The organism is Nodularia sp. UHCC 0506, from assembly GCF_034931045.1.
GTDB lineage: Bacteria > Cyanobacteriota > Cyanobacteriia > Cyanobacteriales > Nostocaceae > Nodularia.
On the sequence record NZ_JAYGHH010000035.1, the window covers coordinates 1 to 19006 of the forward strand.

At 43.1% G+C, this 19006-nt stretch carries 16 protein-coding genes; 7 read left to right on the plus strand and 9 right to left on the minus strand.

The annotated features are described in order from the left end of the window. Together VB654_RS17480 and VB654_RS17485 are read right to left on the minus strand one after the other, a co-directional pair. Nucleotides 1-2640: CHAT domain-containing protein (locus VB654_RS17480; RefSeq protein ID WP_323215088.1), on the minus strand; the 2640-nt coding region annotated here is incomplete at its 3' end. Nucleotides 2641-2970: 330 nt separating this feature from the next. Then, a complete protein-coding gene (locus tag VB654_RS17485; protein WP_323215089.1) occupies nucleotides 2971-3972 on the minus strand; it encodes a succinate dehydrogenase/fumarate reductase iron-sulfur subunit in 1002 nt (333 codons plus the stop codon). Between the two features lie 1391 nt (nucleotides 3973-5363). Here VB654_RS17485 and VB654_RS17490 point away from each other — a divergent pair. Together VB654_RS17490 and VB654_RS17495 are read left to right on the plus strand one after the other, a co-directional pair. Beyond that, a complete protein-coding gene (locus VB654_RS17490; protein ID WP_323215090.1) occupies nucleotides 5364-5795 on the plus strand; it encodes an AbrB family transcriptional regulator in 432 nt (143 codons plus the stop codon). A 173-nt stretch (nucleotides 5796-5968) separates the two neighbouring features. Continuing rightward, nucleotides 5969-6808 carry a type II CAAX endopeptidase family protein gene (locus VB654_RS17495; protein ID WP_323215091.1) on the plus strand — a complete coding sequence of 280 codons (840 nt, stop codon included), beginning with the start codon at nucleotides 5969-5971 and terminating at the stop codon, nucleotides 6806-6808. Nucleotides 6809-7020: 212 nt separating this feature from the next. Here the strand turns inward: VB654_RS17495 and VB654_RS17500 are convergent, their stop codons facing one another. Beyond that, a complete protein-coding gene (locus VB654_RS17500; protein WP_323215092.1) occupies nucleotides 7021-7974 on the minus strand; it encodes a heme o synthase in 954 nt (317 codons plus the stop codon). 339 nt (nucleotides 7975-8313) lie between these two features. Continuing rightward, nucleotides 8314-9297 carry a heme A synthase gene (locus tag VB654_RS17505; protein ID WP_323215093.1) on the minus strand — a complete coding sequence of 328 codons (984 nt, stop codon included), beginning with the start codon at nucleotides 9295-9297 and terminating at the stop codon, nucleotides 8314-8316. Between the two features lie 416 nt (nucleotides 9298-9713). Between VB654_RS17505 and VB654_RS17510 the strand changes: the two genes are divergently transcribed. The 4 genes from VB654_RS17510 (at nucleotide 9714) to VB654_RS17525 (ending at nucleotide 14421) form a co-directional block, all read left to right on the plus strand. Next, entirely contained in the window at nucleotides 9714-10808 is a 1095-nt protein-coding gene (locus tag VB654_RS17510; RefSeq protein WP_323215094.1) for a cytochrome c oxidase subunit II, read from the plus strand. A gap of 174 nt (nucleotides 10809-10982) precedes the next feature. Then, nucleotides 10983-12677: a cytochrome c oxidase subunit I gene (gene ctaD, locus VB654_RS17515; protein WP_323215095.1), complete on the plus strand. Its 1695-nt coding sequence runs from the start codon at nucleotides 10983-10985 to the stop codon at nucleotides 12675-12677. A 171-nt stretch (nucleotides 12678-12848) separates the two neighbouring features. Next, nucleotides 12849-13469, plus strand: a complete 621-nt coding sequence (locus tag VB654_RS17520; RefSeq protein ID WP_323215096.1) for a heme-copper oxidase subunit III — start codon at nucleotides 12849-12851, stop codon at nucleotides 13467-13469. A gap of 427 nt (nucleotides 13470-13896) precedes the next feature. Then, nucleotides 13897-14421, plus strand: a complete 525-nt coding sequence (locus VB654_RS17525) for a DUF4168 domain-containing protein (RefSeq protein ID WP_323215097.1) — start codon at nucleotides 13897-13899, stop codon at nucleotides 14419-14421. 80 nt (nucleotides 14422-14501) lie between these two features. Here VB654_RS17525 and VB654_RS17530 read toward each other — a convergent pair whose 3' ends face one another. The 4 genes from VB654_RS17530 to psbX all read right to left on the minus strand — a co-directional run bounded on the left by VB654_RS17530 (nucleotide 14502) and on the right by psbX (nucleotide 16988). After that, nucleotides 14502-15032: a Tol biopolymer transporter periplasmic protein gene (locus tag VB654_RS17530; protein WP_323215098.1), complete on the minus strand. Its 531-nt coding sequence runs from the start codon at nucleotides 15030-15032 to the stop codon at nucleotides 14502-14504. A gap of 39 nt (nucleotides 15033-15071) precedes the next feature. Then, nucleotides 15072-15623, minus strand: a complete 552-nt coding sequence (locus VB654_RS17535; RefSeq protein ID WP_323215099.1) for a hypothetical protein — start codon at nucleotides 15621-15623, stop codon at nucleotides 15072-15074. A 47-nt stretch (nucleotides 15624-15670) separates the two neighbouring features. Beyond that, on the minus strand, nucleotides 15671-16576 hold the full coding sequence (locus VB654_RS17540; protein WP_323215100.1) for a Ycf66 family protein: 906 nt from the start codon (nucleotides 16574-16576) through the stop codon (nucleotides 15671-15673). Nucleotides 16577-16868: 292 nt separating this feature from the next. Further along, a complete protein-coding gene (gene psbX / locus VB654_RS17545) occupies nucleotides 16869-16988 on the minus strand; it encodes a photosystem II reaction center X protein (RefSeq protein ID WP_006194277.1) in 120 nt (39 codons plus the stop codon). Nucleotides 16989-17174: 186 nt separating this feature from the next. Between psbX and VB654_RS17550 the strand changes: the two genes are divergently transcribed. After that, entirely contained in the window at nucleotides 17175-17468 is a 294-nt protein-coding gene (locus VB654_RS17550; protein ID WP_323215101.1) for a YggT family protein, read from the plus strand. 63 nt (nucleotides 17469-17531) lie between these two features. Here VB654_RS17550 and accC read toward each other — a convergent pair whose 3' ends face one another. Next, on the minus strand, nucleotides 17532-18875 hold the full coding sequence (gene accC, locus VB654_RS17555; RefSeq protein WP_323215102.1) for an acetyl-CoA carboxylase biotin carboxylase subunit: 1344 nt from the start codon (nucleotides 18873-18875) through the stop codon (nucleotides 17532-17534). Nucleotides 18876-19006: the final 131 nt, after the last annotated feature.

Below are 19006 nucleotides of genomic sequence, written 5' to 3' on the forward strand. Positions count from 1 at the left end.
AATGTCTCCCTGTTGGGCTGTTAATCCTGCCATGTTGTGTAGGGTGGCGGCTTTTTGTTCTAAATCATCTTCTGGGCAAAGTTCTAAAGCTCGTTCATAATGCGTCAGTGCTTCTTTAACAAAACCCAAAACTTGTCCTGCCCTAGCAATAGTTCCCAAAAGCCGGTAATCTTTCCCTAGTTGCAGAATTTCTTGGCATAGTTCCCACGCTTCCACATATCGGCTATTATTCACCCAGCGAATTGCAATGATATCTCCCACGCTAACGGCGATTTCTTTTTCCTGTCCCAACACCGCCAACCTGATAATTTCTCGCCCCTCTTCTTCGTTACGGTTATCCGTTTCTTCCCACCAAGTTTGATAAATTTGACGTGTCGCCGCTTGGCGCGTAGTTTGCCATTCTTCTTCAGTTAATATCGGTTGCAGCAACGGTTCTAAAATCTTCGTCACCCGATATTCAGCAATTTGCTGGGCGTAAGTTGTCGCTGACTCCACTAAACTGAGGCTAATTAATTTGGGTAGGAAACCTAACCCCCCAACCCCTAAAGTGGAAGTCTGAAGCCCCTCTCCTCGTAGGAGAGGGGTTGGGGAGAGGTTCTTAATTATTTCCTCCGTCACCGGGAGACGAAACACACTCAACCTAGCCAGAAACTTTTTTTCCTCATCCTCCAAAGCATTTAACAAAACTTCCGCCAAAATATCTTCCCGAAACTTGAGTTGCACACCCTCCAACTTTGTCAGCAACTCATCTGTAGCCAAATCTGGTAACTGCACAATTTCCACCAGCCACTTCAACAAGCGCGGATTTCCATCAGCAATTGTCAGGAGGCGCTGCTTTCTCACTTGCAACCTCACATCCTGATCCAATTGCCAATATATTTTATTAATATCCGCCTCACCCATCCCCTTTAAACTTTCCAAATGTAAGCGATGGGGTGGAAGAGTATCTTCCTTGAGATAGCGACAGGTAACAATTAACCGACTTTCTGCTTGATTCTCAGCCAAAGCTGCACACAAAGCCGCTAACACCTCATAAGCTTCCGCAGTCATCCGCAGACTACCATCTGCTATATTCCCTTGGGGGATATTCTGCTCAAAGTCATCTAAAACCAACAATAAAGGCTGATCCTGTGTCTCTTCTATCGCCTCAAAAAAGTTTTGCAACCGCCCTTTAAAAGAAATTCCCGGCTGATTTAACAAAGCCGGTACACCTGCAAACCGTTCATACTTACTCGCCAGCTTATTAATTAAACCCACCTCGTTCACAGGCCCAATCAACACCACGCGCTGAAAATTGGGACGTTGCGACTGCACCCGTGTACACAACCGCGCCGCTAGAGAACTTTTACCCAAACCCCCCATTCCCGCCAGAAAAACGCCGATATGGTCGCTAGTTGCCCGCAAAGCCAACATCCCACGCTGCAAAGCTTTTCTGCGTCCGACAAATTCCCCCCGACTGGCAACTTTGACAATATTGTTTTCATCGAGAAATTCGCTTTCAGGTGGTGTAAATTTCAGCCTTTCGCGCTTTCTGGTCAGCAGAGGTGTAACTAACTCCTGAATCTGGCGAGTATCCCGATAAATCCGCAATAAATGCCAGTCGGAACATTCCTGAGTAATCATTTCCTGCTGTGCCGTTCTTACAGCATCTTCCACCGTCGCCCCCGTCGCTAAAGCTTGATACAGCGCTTGTGCAGCAATAATACCTGTCCTGTCAAACACCGGACGCGCCCAGCCCAAAACCACACCCACACCCGCTTTCACCAAAGCCTGCGCCATTGAGGGAACAGTACCATTATTAGCAAGTTGCCCAGTGTGACAGCCAGAGAGAAACACCACACGAGGAAAGCGTCCCCGAAATGCTTTAGCTAAATCATCAACGGTAGTAAATTGTACACCTCCCACCTCATCCTCGGTAATGAAGCAGGGAGTATAATCGGGAATTTTACGACCTAGCGGCAGATAGCCCCCAAACTGCCTAATTGTATAAATAACACCATGCCCAGTCAAATGGAACACATCAAAATAATCTGCGGGATATGACTGAACTAAATTCCCCAACTCAGCCACCGAGCCGCTTTCCTCCACAATCAACGCTAAAGTCTGACCTTTTCTCACTGTGAGAATATTCGCCTCTTCCTGCTCAAATTGTAGAGGTGCAATTCCTGGGTGTTCTGGTGAAGTCGCCATAAACAACAGCCGCAACGGGCGATTTTGTTGGGGAATAACTGGGTTATTTTGTTGCTTGACTGCTCTGACTGGTAAAAGTTTATGTAAAAATACTGTGCCGTTGTGTAATAATTCCCAAGGCAAATGAGCTAAACCCAACGCCACCTTTTGAGTTTGGGGGTTTAAACCTTGAGCTTCACTGGTTTGAATTAAATCTAAATATATTGTGCCGTGATTTTCTGCATTTAAAGCTTGGCGTAACCATCCTTCCTTCCCATCCAACCACGAATACAACTGACAGCCGATATTCCGTAACTGTGCGGTGTCATCCTCTTCTTGAGAATAGTAACTTTCTTCACACAGATTAATCAGACTACCTAATTCATTAGTATCGAGACGGCGCGTACCGTAATCACAGCGCAGTTCAAAAGTTTGGTTTTGGCTGAGAGCAAAGGTGAAGGTAAGAGGCATAGTTAAAAGCCGCAGTTATTTAAGTAGTAACTATAGTTACCTTCACCATGATATTCTTTAATTTGGGAAAATTTAGCTAAAATACAGAAAAATCTGGGTATATAAACGAAATACCAATGATGTTTCTCTTGTGGAACAGGCAAGATGCCTGTTCTGGGCGGGCTGGAAGCCCACCCCACAATATTTATGCTTATGCACTATTTTAAGCTTGCCATGCCAGTAGTCTGTAACTCACCAAAATCCTTCAATTTCCAGACTTCGCCCGTTTTAAATGAGCGAACGTATAGTTAATCATCAAGATGGGGAAATTTCTGAATCAGACGCGATTCGTTACGTCTCAGCCCTTTTTTGCACAGATTCGATGAGCGATCGCACTTGTTGAGTACCTTCAGACGGTTCAAAGACAAGTGGGAATTTACCCCGAACAATCATTCGTAGACCTAGAGGCGCAAGACTAAGTAATCCTTTTAAATCTTTAAAGTAGTTACCAACAACTTGGATACCAAATTGACGTTCATCAATCCAACCACCTTCTTTGACCAAATCGACTAATACTTTGCGGTGGCGAATTGAACGACTGTCTTTGGCTTCTTTGCGTTGGAGAATTTCTTGTTTGATTTTCGTGATTTGCTCTAATGGAGCTACTTCCATTGGACAAACTGAATCACAGTAAAAACAACGAGTGCAACCCCAAACTCCTTTAGTTCCTTCATTATAACTTTCTAAGCGATTTTCAGTTTCACTATCACGAGAGTCAGCAACCATGCGAAAGGCTTTAGCTAAAGCATGAGGTCCCACAAAATCAGGATTAACTTCACGAGCATTACATTCAGAGTAGCAAGCACCACATAAAATACAATTGCCAGTCTGGTCAAGACGCGATCGCTCTAGAGGTGTCTGTAAAAATTCCCTTTCTGGAACCTGTCGCGCTGCTGTACTCACATAAGGAGCCACTGCATCTAGTTGATTCCAGAAACTGCTCATCTCCACGACTAAATCTTTAATCACGGGCATATTACCTAAAGGAGCTACTGTAATTTCCCGAATAGTGTTGGCATTATTCTCCAAAGCAGGAACTTGAGGCAATCTAGCCAGTTCACTACCAACATTTTCCTTACAAGCTAAAGCTGAACGCCCATTGATTCGCATAGCACAGCTACCACAAATAGTATTGCGACAATTTTTGCGAAAAGCGAGTGTTCCATCTAGTTCCCACTTAATTTGATTGAGGCAGTCCAAGATTGTCTTGCCAGAATCTACATCTAAAAGGTAAGTTTGTACAACAGGAGAAGAATTTTGTTGCTGCCGAATGATCTTAAATAGAACTTCCATTATCACTAACCAAAATCTTAAAATTATATCACCAGCCTCAGAAATCGTGAGCAAAGGCTGCTGGTTGAACAAATTGAGCTATACTCTCGTTGCCTTTCATTACCCGCCAAGTATTAATCGGCTGATCATCAAAGCGTAACTGATTCTAGTTTAAGGATAACCATTAAAATTTAATTTGAAGAAGTGCTATAAGTGATATTATTATCAAGCTCCAAAACCAAACTTAGATTAGGTAATGGTGGAGGGAGCGTTTAAATTACTTGTTTGGCAGTACAACCGCAATCAGGTTGAGCAGGAGAAAGAACGACGTTCATCTCCGGCATAGTAAATATATCCAAACCAAATGCAGTAATGTTTCTCAATATATCTTGATGCTAAGAGCAATTGCTCCCATTGCTTATAAAAATCCCTGATGAGTCGGAAAGGGGAGTTTTTTATAGAGATGGAAGTGCCAAACCAGTTGATAAACATCTGGTGAGAATCAAGTATTTGGAAAACATGGAAAAATTTATTCTTCCCAAAGACAGACGTATATAATGGCTGTCCGCTTTTTGTCTTGTGAGCATAAACCAGCAGGACAATCCCCTCTTAGATTTGTCTGTACGAAATCAAGGAAATTTGGGATTTAACTCATTTGTCAAAACTGCTCGTCTAAATTTAGATTAATTTTTATAAAAGCCATGCTGCAATACTCACTAAGGTGATAAAGCTTGAGGAAAATCTTCACCGCTTTTTGCCTCCCCTTGGTTAGATATTTCGATTAAAGTCTATCAGCAAGTTAAATTCAAAACTAAACAATTATTTTGCTATTATTAGTTCATGCTAGTATTTAATATAAAATTATGAAGTAACAAATCCAGAACCAATAGCTGCATAAGCATGGTTAATGCTGCTTTGTTAATTCGTAATGTAGAGGCAAGAAAATTCGCGTCTCTACAGGCAGGACAAAGGTGTATGTCCGTAAGAGCCTATTCAAATACTATGCTGTCCTGGGCTGGAGAGTCAGCTAGGGAAAACCTAACAACTCAAGGGCAATAAAGGTCAGCACTGAAAGTTGAAAGCCTGCAATTTATTGGGTCTACGACTTATTTGTAGTAGAACTCAAACCTATTGTGAAGGGGGCTGAAATTTACACCGTTACAGTAGCGCTAAAAGAGAAAATCAATTGATTTCTGATGGCGAGTAATGGTTAAAGGAGCCGTAAAATCACCTAAATTAATGTTGATGGCCACCATGACCTCTAATTTGTTGCGGTTGACCATAATATAGGCGCTTGTAACTCAACCTATCAGCAGGAATTTATCCCCCATACTAGGGTCATGAGTAGTCAAATACTGGCATGAAACAACTTCGTTTATCAGTTTGGAGAGAGTAAGGAAAATTTGAGCGTAATGACTGAAACTGCAACCGCACCATTAACTGGAAAAGCATTGCTTGCTAAGGTAAAAGAACTTTCTAATTTACCTCGTAGAGAGAGAGCCAAGCAGTGCGGCTACTACACCGTTACTAAGAATAATCAAGTTCGCGTTAATCTCACAGATTTTTATGATGCTTTGCTATCGGCTAGAGGTATTCCTCTTAGTCCAGAGGCTCCTAAAGATGGTCGTGGACGTGAACCGACATATCGAGTCAGCGTCCACCAAAACGGTCAAATTGTGATTGGTGCTACCTACACTAAGGCAATGAATTTAAAGCCTGGTGATGAGTTTGAAATCAGACTGGGATATAAGCATATTCACTTGATTCAACTTGGTGAAACTGATAAGAAAGCCACATCTGAAGATATCGACGCTGAAGAATCAGATGAAGATTTGGAAGAGTAAGAGTAAATTTGCTGATGGTGAAGGCTTGATATTCATTCCTAGCACTACAGCTAACTGCTAATTTTCTTGGCTGAAATTTTGTAAGATTGTAAAAATACGATTAGACCCCTTGCAGAAGTCACAGATTCTAGTAGAGTCTTGATTAATAAGCAAGTAGTCTATCGTGTTTTTTTATGTCTATTTTGATAAATATAGTCAATACCTTACGAACATTTATAGAAAACGCATCAGTCCCGGTGGTCGTGATAACATTTTTTATTAGCTGGATAGGATGCTGGTTGCCAATAGCAGCAGTAATAGCAATGATACTGAATTGGCAACCTACCAAACCTTTACAGCCAGAACAAAAATTACCCTTATTAGTGCCACTTTATCTATTAGCTCCCCTGGTTCTTTGGGGATTTATTTGGCTATCTCATAAATCTTTCTCAGATTACGGCTTTTTGGGTAATGTTTCTCTGCTGAGTTCCTTAGCAGTTGGTTTTGGTTTGGGAATATTCAGCCTAACAATTATGTTTACCTGCCAATTTTGGCTAGGCTGGTGTCGTTTGGAAAAATTAAATATCAAGTTGATACCATCCATTTTGCCAACTATTTTATTGGTAGCCTTGTTAGTTGGGGGTATAGAAGAGTTAGTTTTTCGTGGTTTTTTGTTAACTGAATTAGAGCGTGATTACCCTTTCTGGGTAGCTGCGGCAATTTCTAGCTTAATTTTTGCCCTGCTGCATTTAGTTTGGGAGCAACGGGAAACTCAACCCCAAATCCCTGGATTGTGGCTAATGGGAATGATGTTGGTGTTGGCTAGGATTACTGATGGTGGTAGTTTGGGTATAGCTTGGGGATTGCACGCTGCTTTAGTATGGGCGATCGCTACTGTAGATACAGCAGAATTGATTACGTATACTGGTAAAGCTTCGGAATGGTGGACTGGTAAAAACAAAAAACCCCTAGCTGGGGCTGCGGGAATTATTTGTATATTAGGTACTGGGTTAATTCTTTGGCTGTTATCGTAAAGTTCTGAGTGCCTTTCTAAGTGCTGAGTGCCTTTCTAAGTGCTGAGTGCTGAGTGCTGAGTGCTGAGTGCTGAGTGCCTTTCTAAGTGCTGAGTGCTGAGTGCTGAGTGCTGAGTGAAGAAAGTTCAGAGTGATGATGGTGGGTTAGCGACAACGTAACCCACCTTACGATTTTTGGGCGATTTATTTTCGGGAATTTTACCCTCTACTAATTAGGTAATGAAATGCAGCTGGCTAATTACCGCACTAATCAGATTGTGGGTAATAGGCAGGCTATCTATCACCATACCCAAACACAACAGCATCATGTAAGAGATGGAATAGAGAAACAACTCTCTAGCTATAGTGCGATCCTCTGGGTTGTGTAACAAACGCCAAGATTTGTGGACAAATAATCCTCCCAAGCTCACAGCGATCGCTCCATAGACAAATCCACTGGCGTGCAAGGGATAAACTAGTAACACCGTAGCTGCGACTGTGGTGAGTGTGTAGTACCAAATTTGCTTAACGGTTGCCGTATCACCCTCAATCACAGGTAACATGGGAATACCAACTTTGGCGTAATCATCCCGAATCATCAGCGCTAACGCCCAGAAATGGGGAGGTGTCCATAAAAAGACTATGGCAAAAATTAACCATGCTGCCCAGCTTAAAGTCCCCGTGACAGCAGCCCAACCCACTAAAGCCGGAATTGCTCCTGCGGCTCCACCAATGACAATATTTTGAGTGCTGTGGCGTTTCAACCAATGGGTGTAGATCAAAATATAAAAGACAATGCCGGAGAATGCTAGACAAGCAGCCAATAAATTTGCGAATACCGCTAGTAGTGAAAAAGACATCACAGCTAGAGCGATCGCAAAAATCAAGGCATCACGAGGCTGCACCTTACCCGAAGGGATAGGACGATGACGCGTCCGTTCCATATCATAGTCAATATCCCGATCATAGATACAGTTAATTGTCTGGGCGCTAGCAGCAGCCAAAGTGCCACCAGTAAGAGTTACTAGCAGCAACAATGGATCTACTTGTCCCTGTGCAGCAATCCACATACTTCCCGCCGTGGTAATCAACAGCAATGGGATAATCCGGGGCTTGGTGAGTTGATAGTAGCTTTGGATAACCTGGAGAAGTGTTTGGTGGTGGCGAGAGACATTAGTCTCAATCATTTTGGCTCTTGTTCCTTATTTTTCAACAACTTTTATGCGGCCGCTGCTCATACTGAGTTGACATTAAAAATAGTTACTGAGACTCAGGGAAAATGAGAGAAATGAGGAGAATGGAGAAGATCAGGAAGATTTGCTCCCTAATCTCCCACCGATCCCCCATCTCCCCTGGCTCAAACTGGCTCAGAAAGTCGAGACTTCTTTGGGGGGCGGAGGCGGGTTTTGGTTTTTATGGTTTTACCACTTCTAGTTAATAGAGATTGTTGCTAGATGTGATGCCAAATTCGTTTCATATTAATAATCATCGTGATTACTGCAATAGCAAAACGAACTGGAATTAATTTAGGCATTCGATCCATTTGCTGGTGTATTGGTAACATTTACTGTTGAACCAACAGGGAAAGCCTTGATTTCACGGGACATAGCCCAGTCACGCAGCGCTAGAACTGTAAAAGCTACTAAAGTACCCAGCAAAACGGCCCCCACAGTTTGGTGAGAAACTGTCAAAACCTCGACTTGAAGATGTAACCGGAAAGTAGCAACTCCCAAGACTATTTGTAACAGCAATAACCCACCAGCAATATTTGCCAGTCGCCGCAAGGCTGGATGCAGTGCTGGTGTCCGTCGGGAGATAAATACTACTGCCAAGGTAGCTACAGTTGGCGGTACTAAGCCCAAAATATGGCTATACATCACATTACAAAGCTGAGAATCACCAAAGCATTGGTGTAATGCCCAGCGAGACCCTACCAAAGCACCGAGTATACTTTGCAGGTAAACAAGAATAACGGCACTTAAACCAAACCAAGGTAACTTACCAACAGTACCAGTTCCTTGATAGGGGGTGAGGGTGATGCCGACAATCAGTAGGGTAGTGAAAAACAACAGCGCCGTTCCCAAATGGGCTGTAACGATATCAAACCGCAACAGTTGGGTGACGGTGAGTCCTCCTAAAATACCTTGGAAGACAATTAAAAACAGGGCAAACGTGGATGCCCAGGGTAGCCAAGTGGGTAAAAAACGTCGATGCCACCAGGATAAACCAGCCAGGGCGATCGCGCTTAAACCAATTAACCCTGCATCCAATCTGTGAAACCACTCCAAGAAAACTTGAAGATTCATTTGCTTGGCTGGCACTAGTTCTCCATAGCACAATGGCCAATCCGGGCAAGCAAGCCCAGCATTCATCACACGGGTGGCACTGCCTATGGCCATCAAAATCAAGGTGGCTATGCACATTTTCCACACTAAGCGACGAATCACTTCCTTGGGCTTTCGCTGCTCAGTTGCCGCTTCATTTTGTTGTTGTAGGACAAATTCATTCATGAACAGTACCTTCCACCCGTTCTTGGTGGTAACTCTCTTAAAATTTTCAATTTTTAGTAACGACCCATCTACACCCTAACGTATGAGCCAGAGTTTAAAAGATTGGCTTGCACTTATACTTTGGATCACTCTAGCTACTTTTAGCCGGAGCTTTAGGTATTTTTTAACGAGATAGCAATTGATAATTAATCATTAACTTTGCTAATCTAAATTCTTTCTTAAATTTTTTCACAGATTTTTACTGATTTATTTTTACTTTTGGCAGTATCTAATAAATCTCTTGTACCCAAAATTAGTAAATTAGTCGAAAAAATTAATAAAATCTTAAAACAATGAGACACCATATTTTATTACCTGCACTACATTTAGTAAGTGAGTAGCATAGAGATAACGTAGTAAATTCTTTTAAGTAAACCGTGAAGATTCCAAGTTCCATCTGGACATTACTAATTGGTGTCGTACTAACGCTATTCAGCCTTTGGTACGGTCAAAATCACGGTCTGTTGCCAACAGCCGCCACAGACGAAGCCGTTTTAGTGGATGGTCTGTTTAACACGATGATGATCGTTTCCACAGGCATATTCTTACTTGTCGAAGGTATTTTGATTTACTCTGCAATTAAATATCGTCGGCGGGCAGGTGATAACGAAGATGGGCCGCCCATTGAGGGCAACGTGCCTTTAGAAATCCTCTGGACGGCGATCCCAGCCATTATCGTTCTCGGTATTTCTGTTTATAGCTTTGAGGTGTACAACGATATCGGTGGCTTTGATCCTCACTCTGTTCACGAAGCCCCGATTACTCAGGAATCCATGACAATGCCAGGGGCTGCAATCGCCGCCACTTTAAGCGATACCCCACCCAGCACAGGCCCCAACCTGAATCAAGAAAAGTCTGATCAGGCTATGGAAGACCCAGCAACCGCAGCAGTTCGCAATGCTGACCAAATTCCCCAAAAACGCAATGCTCCTGGGGTGGGTAGTGTGGCTCCCACAATTGGCGGTAGTCCTGAAAGAGCAGGTTTACCACCAGAATTGCGAGTTAATGTCACTGGTCTACAATACGCGTGGATTTTCACCTATCCTGATACAGAAATCACTACAGGTGAGATGCACGTTCCCGTGGGTCGGGAAGTCCAGATCAATATGACAGCCAATGATGTCATTCATGCTTTTTGGGTTCCAGAATTCCGCTTGAAACAAGATGCTATCCCCGGTAGACAAAGCGAAATTCGGTTCACCCCCAGAATAGCTGGTACTTATGACCTCATTTGTGCTGAACTTTGCGGCCCTTACCACGGAGCAATGAAAAGCCAAATCGTAGTAGAAAGCCAAGAAGCTTATGATGCTTGGATGCAAGAACAATTACTTGCTAGTAGCGAAACTCTTAATCAAGCCGTTGCTGTTAATCCTGCGGATTTATCCCCAGATGAATTTCTAACTCATTACACTAAGGACATGGGGATTCAACCAGAAATGTTACATCACATACACCAAATGAGTGTTGAGTAAAAAGTGTGGCTGGCTGAGTTAGGGGTGAATCTGTCACTACCTTGACAATACCAAGCATGACTGAAAACAGAAATTCATGGTCATTCAGTCCAGAGAAACAACTAGGGAACACCAGAAAATTAATTTCCCTAATGACTAATGACCAATGACTAATGACTAATGAATAATTAACCTATGACACAAACTCAGTTAGAAAAAACTGCCAATATTCCGCCTCATATAGAAGAACCAGAAGAAAGACATTGGCGAGACTTTTTTGGTTTCAGCACCGATCACAAGGTGATTGGAATTCAATACCTAGTTACTTCGTTTATTTTCTACTGTATCGGCGGCGTAATGGCTGACTTGGTGCGAACAGAACTACGTACCCCGGAAGTAGATTTTGTTAGCCCAGAAATTTATAACAGTCTATTCACACTGCACGCCACAATCATGATTTTTTTGTGGATTGTGCCAGCCGGGGCAGGATTTGCTAACTATCTGATTCCCTTGATGATTGGGGCTAGAGATATGGCATTTCCGCGCTTGAATGCTGTAGCTTTTTGGATGATTCCCCCAGCCGGGATTTTGCTCATCGCTAGTTTAGCCCTGGGTGATGCGCCTGATGCTGGTTGGACTTCTTACCCTCCTTTGAGCTTGGTAACAGGTCAAGTGGGTGAGGGAATTTGGATTATGAGTGTCCTACTGTTGGGTACATCGTCAATTTTGGGAGCGATTAACTTTTTAGTGACGATTCTCAAAATGCGTGTTCCTAGTATGGGTGTTCATCAAATGCCTTTGTTTTGCTGGTCAATGTTGGCAACTTCGGCTTTAGTGTTGCTATCTACACCAGTTTTAGCAGGGGCGCTGATTCTGTTGGGCTTTGATTTGTTAGCAGGGACAACATTTTTTAACCCCACTGGTGGGGGTGATCCGGTGGTTTACCAGCATATGTTCTGGTTTTATTCTCACCCGGCGGTTTATATCATGATTTTGCCTTTCTTTGGGGCAATTTCGGAAATTCTGCCAGTTCATGCCCGTAAGCCGATTTTTGGTTATAAGGCGATCGCCTATTCATCCCTAGCAATTAGTTTCTTAGGGCTAATCGTCTGGGCGCACCATATGTTTACCAGTGGTGTCCCCGGTTGGTTACGAATGTTTTTTATGATCACCACCATGATCATTGCTGTACCCACTGGAATTAAAATTTTTGGTTGGTTAGCAACTATCTGGGGAGGCAAAATCAGCCTCAATAGTCCCATGATTTTTGCAATGGGTTTTTTAGGAACCTTCGTGATTGGCGGGATCAGTGGTGTCATGTTAGCGGCGGTTCCCTTTGATATTCACGTTCATGATACTTATTTTGTAGTGGCACACTTGCACTACGTCCTCTTTGGTGGTAGCGTTTTGGGAATTTTTGCCGCTATCTACCACTGGTTCCCGAAAATGACGGGACGAATGATGAACGAATTTTGGGGCAGAGTTCATGCTGTTTTAACCATTGTCGGTCTGAATATGACCTTTTTGCCCATGCATAAGCTAGGGCTGATGGGCATGAACCGCCGAATTGCCCAATATGACCCCAAATTCACCTCCTTAAATGAAATCTGCACCTACGGATCATATATTCTGGCGATTTCCACATTACCCTTTATTATCAATGCCGTTTGGAGTTGGTGGTATGGCGAAAAAGCTGGTGATAATCCTTGGCGGGGACTCACCCTAGAATGGATGACTACTTCACCACCAGCCATTGAGAATTTTGAGCAACTTCCGGTATTAGCTACTGGCCCTTACGACTATGGCGTAGGTGATAAAAAAGTAGATATCCAAGAGGTTTTAAATCTCGAACCTGGTGAACCATACCCAACTATTGAGTCTGGCGTTTAAGACGAAGCAGGGGAGAGGGGAGCAGGGAGCGGAGGGGAGTTGGAAATTACTTTACACTCCCTCCCGGCTGCTTAACAACCAACCTTTCCTCTTCTCCCCTGCCCCCTGCCCCCTGCCCCTCTGCCTCTTCCCCATTCCCAATTCCCAATTACAATACGTTTTTAAAGATTCATGCAAAGTCAAATAATTGACCCAGCGAAAACTGAACTCAATCATCATGCTGCAACAGCAGATGCTCATCACGAAGCACATCCAGATCATCGTCTGTTTGGGTTAGTGGTGTTTCTGATCGCTGAAGGAATGCTTTTTCTGGGGATGTTCGGAGCTTATTTAGCTTTCCGTGCTACCTTACCTGCATGGCCGCCAGAAGGCACACCAGAATTAGAATTATTGCTACCCGGAGTTAATACTATCAATCTAATTGCTAGTAGTTTTGTCATGCACAATGCTGATACCGCCATCAAAAAAAATGATGCCAAGGGTATGCGGATTTGGTTGACAATTACGGCGTTGATGGGTGCTATTTTTTTGGTGGGTCAGGTTTATGAATATGCTCACCTGGAATTTGGTCTGACTACCAATTTGTTTGCTAGTGCATTTTATGTTTTAACTGGCTTCCACGGACTGCACGTTACTATCGGCGTTTTGGCCATTGTGGCTGTGTTGTGGCGATCGCGTGTTCCCGGTCACTACAGTAATGAAAAGCACTTCGGTATCGAAGCGGCGGAAATCTATTGGCACTTTGTGGACGTAATTTGGATTATTTTGTTCGGATTACTGTATCTACTTTGAGTATTAATTATTAGTTATTCACTCCACGCGAATAACTCCCTAAGCTCCCATCCGGGGGCTTTTTTTATGAATTTTCAATTATTTAAATTATTTGGACTAACTCTTTTAGGGTGGACATTTTGACCGCACATTTTATGCAAGTTAAATATAGAACAGCTTACTCAAGAACAAAAATGACTTGACTATAAATCCCCAAAAAAGACCTTTCTCTGTCATCTTGCAGAAATCGATCAAGTTGTATTAAGCTAGGCGGAAACTGATGTTATTGATGTCCACGAACCGATTCAAACATCAGTAATACCATGTATTTGCTATCACTTCAATTGCTCAATACATCTGGGAAGAAGAACCCAACAAGCTGGATTTCTTGAAAACAATTCCCTTGCGTTAGTAAGGCAAGTAATTTCTACGGAGGAAGTCAGTCAGTATGTTAAAGCAACTTTTGAAAGGTAGCTCTATTTTCGTTTTTTTGCTGGCAAATAATGTTTCTGCACTAGCACAAGCTCCAGAATCAAAAACTCCAACTCTAGTGTCTCAAGCACTACAGGCACAATTTCAACTCTCTCAAGCACAAACTATTATTAGCCAAGAAGAACTGCAACAATTTGCTAACCTGATCCCAGCATTGCAGGAAATTGGTCAAACATCTCAACAGATGGCTGTACAAATAATTGAGCAATCAGGCCTGAGCGTAGAGCGATTTCAAGAGCTTTCCGAAGCACAGCAGTCCCCTGGAACTACACCATCTTCACCAGCAACTCCAGAGGAGCAACAGTCTTTTAATCTAGTAGCCCCTGAAATCCAGTCAATCCAACAGGAAACTTTGACCCAACAGGAGGAATTAGTGCGGGCTGGGGGGTTAGAACCGAACCGCTTCAATGAGATATTGGTCGCCATTCAGCAAGATCCAGGTTTACAACAGCAGATACAGCAGATAATTCAGAACAATTAGAGTTATCATACCAAGCCCTGCTCGTCCTTGGTGATGAGCAGGCATCACACCTCGTAAGTATTTTTTTATTTGTCAGTCTCTTAACGCGGATCTTGAGATATATTCAACCTTTGTCCAGATTGTTCATAAACCAAAACATCCCATTGCCCATTGTTACTATACTCAAATGCAATCCTCCGACCGTCAGCGCTAATAGTAGGGTTACGGACTTCTGCTGGTAAGTTATTCGTTAAATTTCTTGATTGTCTAGTTTCTCGGTCATAGAGAAAAATAGTAGATCGTCCCTGACGACTAGCAGCAAAAACAATATAACGGCCATTTTCAGCAACGCTAGGATGAGAGGCAATGGTATCTAAAGAATTTAAACCTGGTAAATTTACCAAACTGCGAGTCAGCGTATCAAACATATATACATCTTGACTACCCCGGCGATCGCTTGTAAAAACAATATATCTCCCAGAAATTTGGGGATTTAGTTCCGAGGCTGGACTATTAAGACTCCGACCACCAGGATCAAAAGGATAATTTGCTAGGCGAGGATAACCAACACAGCCACCCAATAAAGCCAAACTCGCAACAAATATAGGTATAAAAATATTTATATTAGTCATTGGTCATTGGTCATTGGTCATTGGTTATAAAACAAATTCTCATCTAACACTTGCACCACTGGGAATATCTAACTCAATATTCGGTCCCCGGTCTAAAACTTCAATATCCCACTGACCACGGCTTGCAGTTTCAAACACAACATAACGACCATCTGGGCTGATTCCCGGATTTCTCACCCAACCGCGATAAGTGGGAGTAATAATTTGTGACTTTTGCGTAGCGCGATCGTAAAGTGCTACCACAGGTCTACCTTGGTCACTTGTCAGGTAAGCAATATAACGCCCCGTGTAACTTAAACTCGGACTTTCAGTAATTGCCCTGGGTCTATTTAAGCCTGGGGTGCTAACCAACCGTTGTTCTGTCAAGTCGTAGATCAACAGTTGGTGACTACCATTGCGATGAGATATAAACGCTAAAAAGCGTCCATTTCCACTCAACACGGGTTGCTCTTCAGTGTAGCGACTGTTTAAAGAAATAGACCCTATGGGTATTTCGTTAGAGTTGCAAGATAACAATAAACTAGTAAAGCTAAAAACCAGGCTCCAATGAATTGATTTTTGGAGCCAACATCTAGGCGTAAGTCTTTTCACCTCAATTGTCTTCCATCGCCTTCAGACCTAATTCTCACCCAAAAGTTTTAAATCATACCATCATCAAAATCAGTGGAATTATCTGACTCTTCATTGGGTTTTTCAATGGGGTTATATGGTACGTATTCAGTTGGTATAGCATCATCATCTTCACGTGTCCTCCGTGAACCTGAGTCAGCAGGTGGGCGGCGCTTTCTGGTTCTGGGTGGAATATCCTGGTCGGGAGTGTCTGGGCGTGGTGGTCTAGTACTACGACGAGAAGATTTTCTCACTTCCCCTTCTGGGCTTTCCCAATCATCAACTGGCCTACTAGAAGCACTCCAATCTTCTTGTTCAAAACTCTCAGGATTGCGACTCACAGGACGGCTAGAACTAGTCCGACGGCTTTTTGCTCCTGTTTCTGGTCTTTCTCTACTGCTGCGGCGTTCTGGACGACGTGGGGATTGTTCCTCGTAGTAGTCATCACGTGGAGAACGAGTATCCCTACTACCCCGAATCCGAGGACGTACAGGTGGTTCTTCCTCTTCATAAGGCAGTGGTTCTAAATCATCCTCCACTTCAGCCTCATATCCTCTGCGATTGTAGGAATAGTTTCTGCTAACTTCTCGCTCTTCGTCCACAATGGGAGTATTCCGTTTAGCTTGTTGAGTAGCGATACCTCGCAAACGAATACTTTCAACCGCAAAAAACACAGTTGAACCAACTAACAGCAGCTGATTAAATTGCAAAATTGGGTCTAAACGCCATCCTTGGAAAATGAGAATGAAGCCGCAGAGTAAGCCCACTGCTGCAAAAAAGATATCTTGATCTCGTGACAGTTCTGGACGCACAGTGCGGAGAAAATACAGTGCTGCCCCAGACACAGCCAGGAAAATTCCTAGAATACTGGCTGAGTTCGTCCCAAAATTGACTTGAGCCAGAACGCTGGCTGAGTTCAGCCCAAAATTTACCATTGTTCTTTTCCAAATATCAAATCTATGTTAGCGAGTCACAATTAAAATCACTACTCTAATCAGACACAATATGCACAATATATTTAAGCTGTAAAGCCTTTGGTAAGGAGAAATTCTCAAGCTATTCACCGCCAGCAAAAAAGCCGATGTCTGTCAACTAAGTATAACTTGTCCTCCGTGGGAGGATTTTTTGCATTTAGTGCAATTAGATAAACTACTTTAAATCAGTTTTAACCAAAATAGCTGACAGACAATCGGTGAGAAATGAGAGTCTAAGGGACTCTCCAAAGCATTATGAACGCTGAATTTTATCTTTTTGGCTAATGAAAATCAGCCCAACTGTAGCGGGGACTACTACAATCAAACCACCCCAGAGTAGACTCCAAAGAAAATTTGCTAATGAAGGGGTCATAATTCTAAACCTTTTTTTACACACTTCATCATAATTCTAATATGGTGTCTCGCAAAAAAGTGTTGAGTGAAAAAAGGAGTGCTGGGTTCAATTAGTTAAAATCAAAGAAAGAATACTTAACAAAGCTGCCAATTTGCTGGCGATCGCCTAAATTCTTTCTAAGTTCACAAATAGTAGCTCAAACCGATGACTGGTGTTAACCTGACCGTTTGGATTCTCAGCCCTGTTTTGGGACTGATGATATTTTTGTTTATTTTCCGCATCATCCTGACTTGGTATCCACAAGTAGACCTAAATCGTTTGCCCTTTAATCTCATCGCCTGGCCTACTGAACCTTTTTTAGTGCCATTGCGAAAGTTAGTACAACCCATCGGAGGGGTAGATATTACCCCCATCCTTTGGGTGGGAATTTTCAGCCTCATTAGGGAAATTCTACTCGGTCAGCAAGGATTACTCACCATGATGACTCGTTTAAATTAGAGAGATGGAAGAGCCAGGGGGGAAGAAGTGGGCTGATATCCCACACTCCCCACACCCCACTCCCTAAAGATTCATCTCTTGGACAAAATTGGTGTAGACATTACCTTGCAAAAATTGGGGATTTTCCATGATTTTTTGGTGAAATCCAATGGTGGTAGGAAGTCCGGTAATGGCACATTCTCGCAAGGCGCGTTTCATACGGTTAATTGCAGTGGCTCGGTCTGGACCCCAAACAATTAATTTACCAATGAGGGAATCATAATAAGGGGGGATTTGGTAATCGGTGTAAACATGGGAATCAATGCGAACACCTGGGCCACCAGGAGGAAGATAGCCACTAATACGTCCCGGTGCGGGTCGAAAATTATGGTCAGGGTCTTCAGCATTAATGCGGCATTCAATAGCATGACCCCGCAAAACTACTTGATCCTGGGTAATTTTCAGTCTTTCCCCTTGGGCAATGCGAATTTGTTCGGCAACTAAGTCTATTCCTGTAACCATCTCTGTCACAGGATGCTCAACTTGAATCCTGGTGTTCATTTCCATAAAGTAGAACTTACCAGACTGATCTAGAAGAAACTCAACTGTGCCAGCCCCAGTAAAATTAATAAACTGAGCAGCTCTCACAGCTGCTTGTCCCATTTTGTCTCGTAGTTCTGGGTCAAGTGCTGCACTGGGAGCTTCTTCTAATAACTTTTGATTGCGGCGCTGAATCGAACAGTCCCTTTCACCCAGATGGATGACGTTACCGTAATTATCTGCCAAAATTTGAAATTCAATATGGCGGGGACGTTCAATAAATTTTTCTACATAAACGCCAGAATTACCAAAGGCTGCTCCCGCTTCCCCTTGGGCCGCCAAGAAAAGTTTAACAAATTCGCTTTCAGAACGGACTAAACGCATTCCTCGTCCGCCGCCACCAGCTGTAGCTTTAATCATTATCGGATAATCCATATCCTTGGCAATTAGCAATCCCTCATGCTCTGATTCTACTAAGCCATCACTACCGGGTACTGTGGGAACCAGAGCTTTTTGCATGGTTTCTTTAGCTGTGGATTTATCTCCCATCAGCCTGATTGCTTCGGGAGTCGGGCCAATAAAGGCAATATGATGGTCAGCACAGATTTCCGCAAATCGGGCATTTTCTGATAAAAATCCATAACCAGGATGAATGGCGGTGGCATTACGTGTCAGAGCAGCAGCAATAATGTTGGGAATATTCAAATAACTTTTACTGCTAGCAGGTTCGCCAATGCAAACCGCTTCATCGGCAAGTTGGACATGGAGAGCATTTCGGTCAACGGTGGAATGAACCGCAACGGTGGCAATGCCCATTTCTTCACAGGCTCGGAGAATGCGAAGGGCAATTTCTCCCCGATTGGCAATTAATATTTTGTCAAACTTCATTTTTTAGCTTCGATATTAGTACCCGTAGATAGTTATTGTCTCCCATCCCATTTGCCACAATGCTTTCGCTTTATCTCAAATTATGACAGGAGTTTTTTTAGCCTTGCCCTGAGCAGAGTTTAGAGGGGATT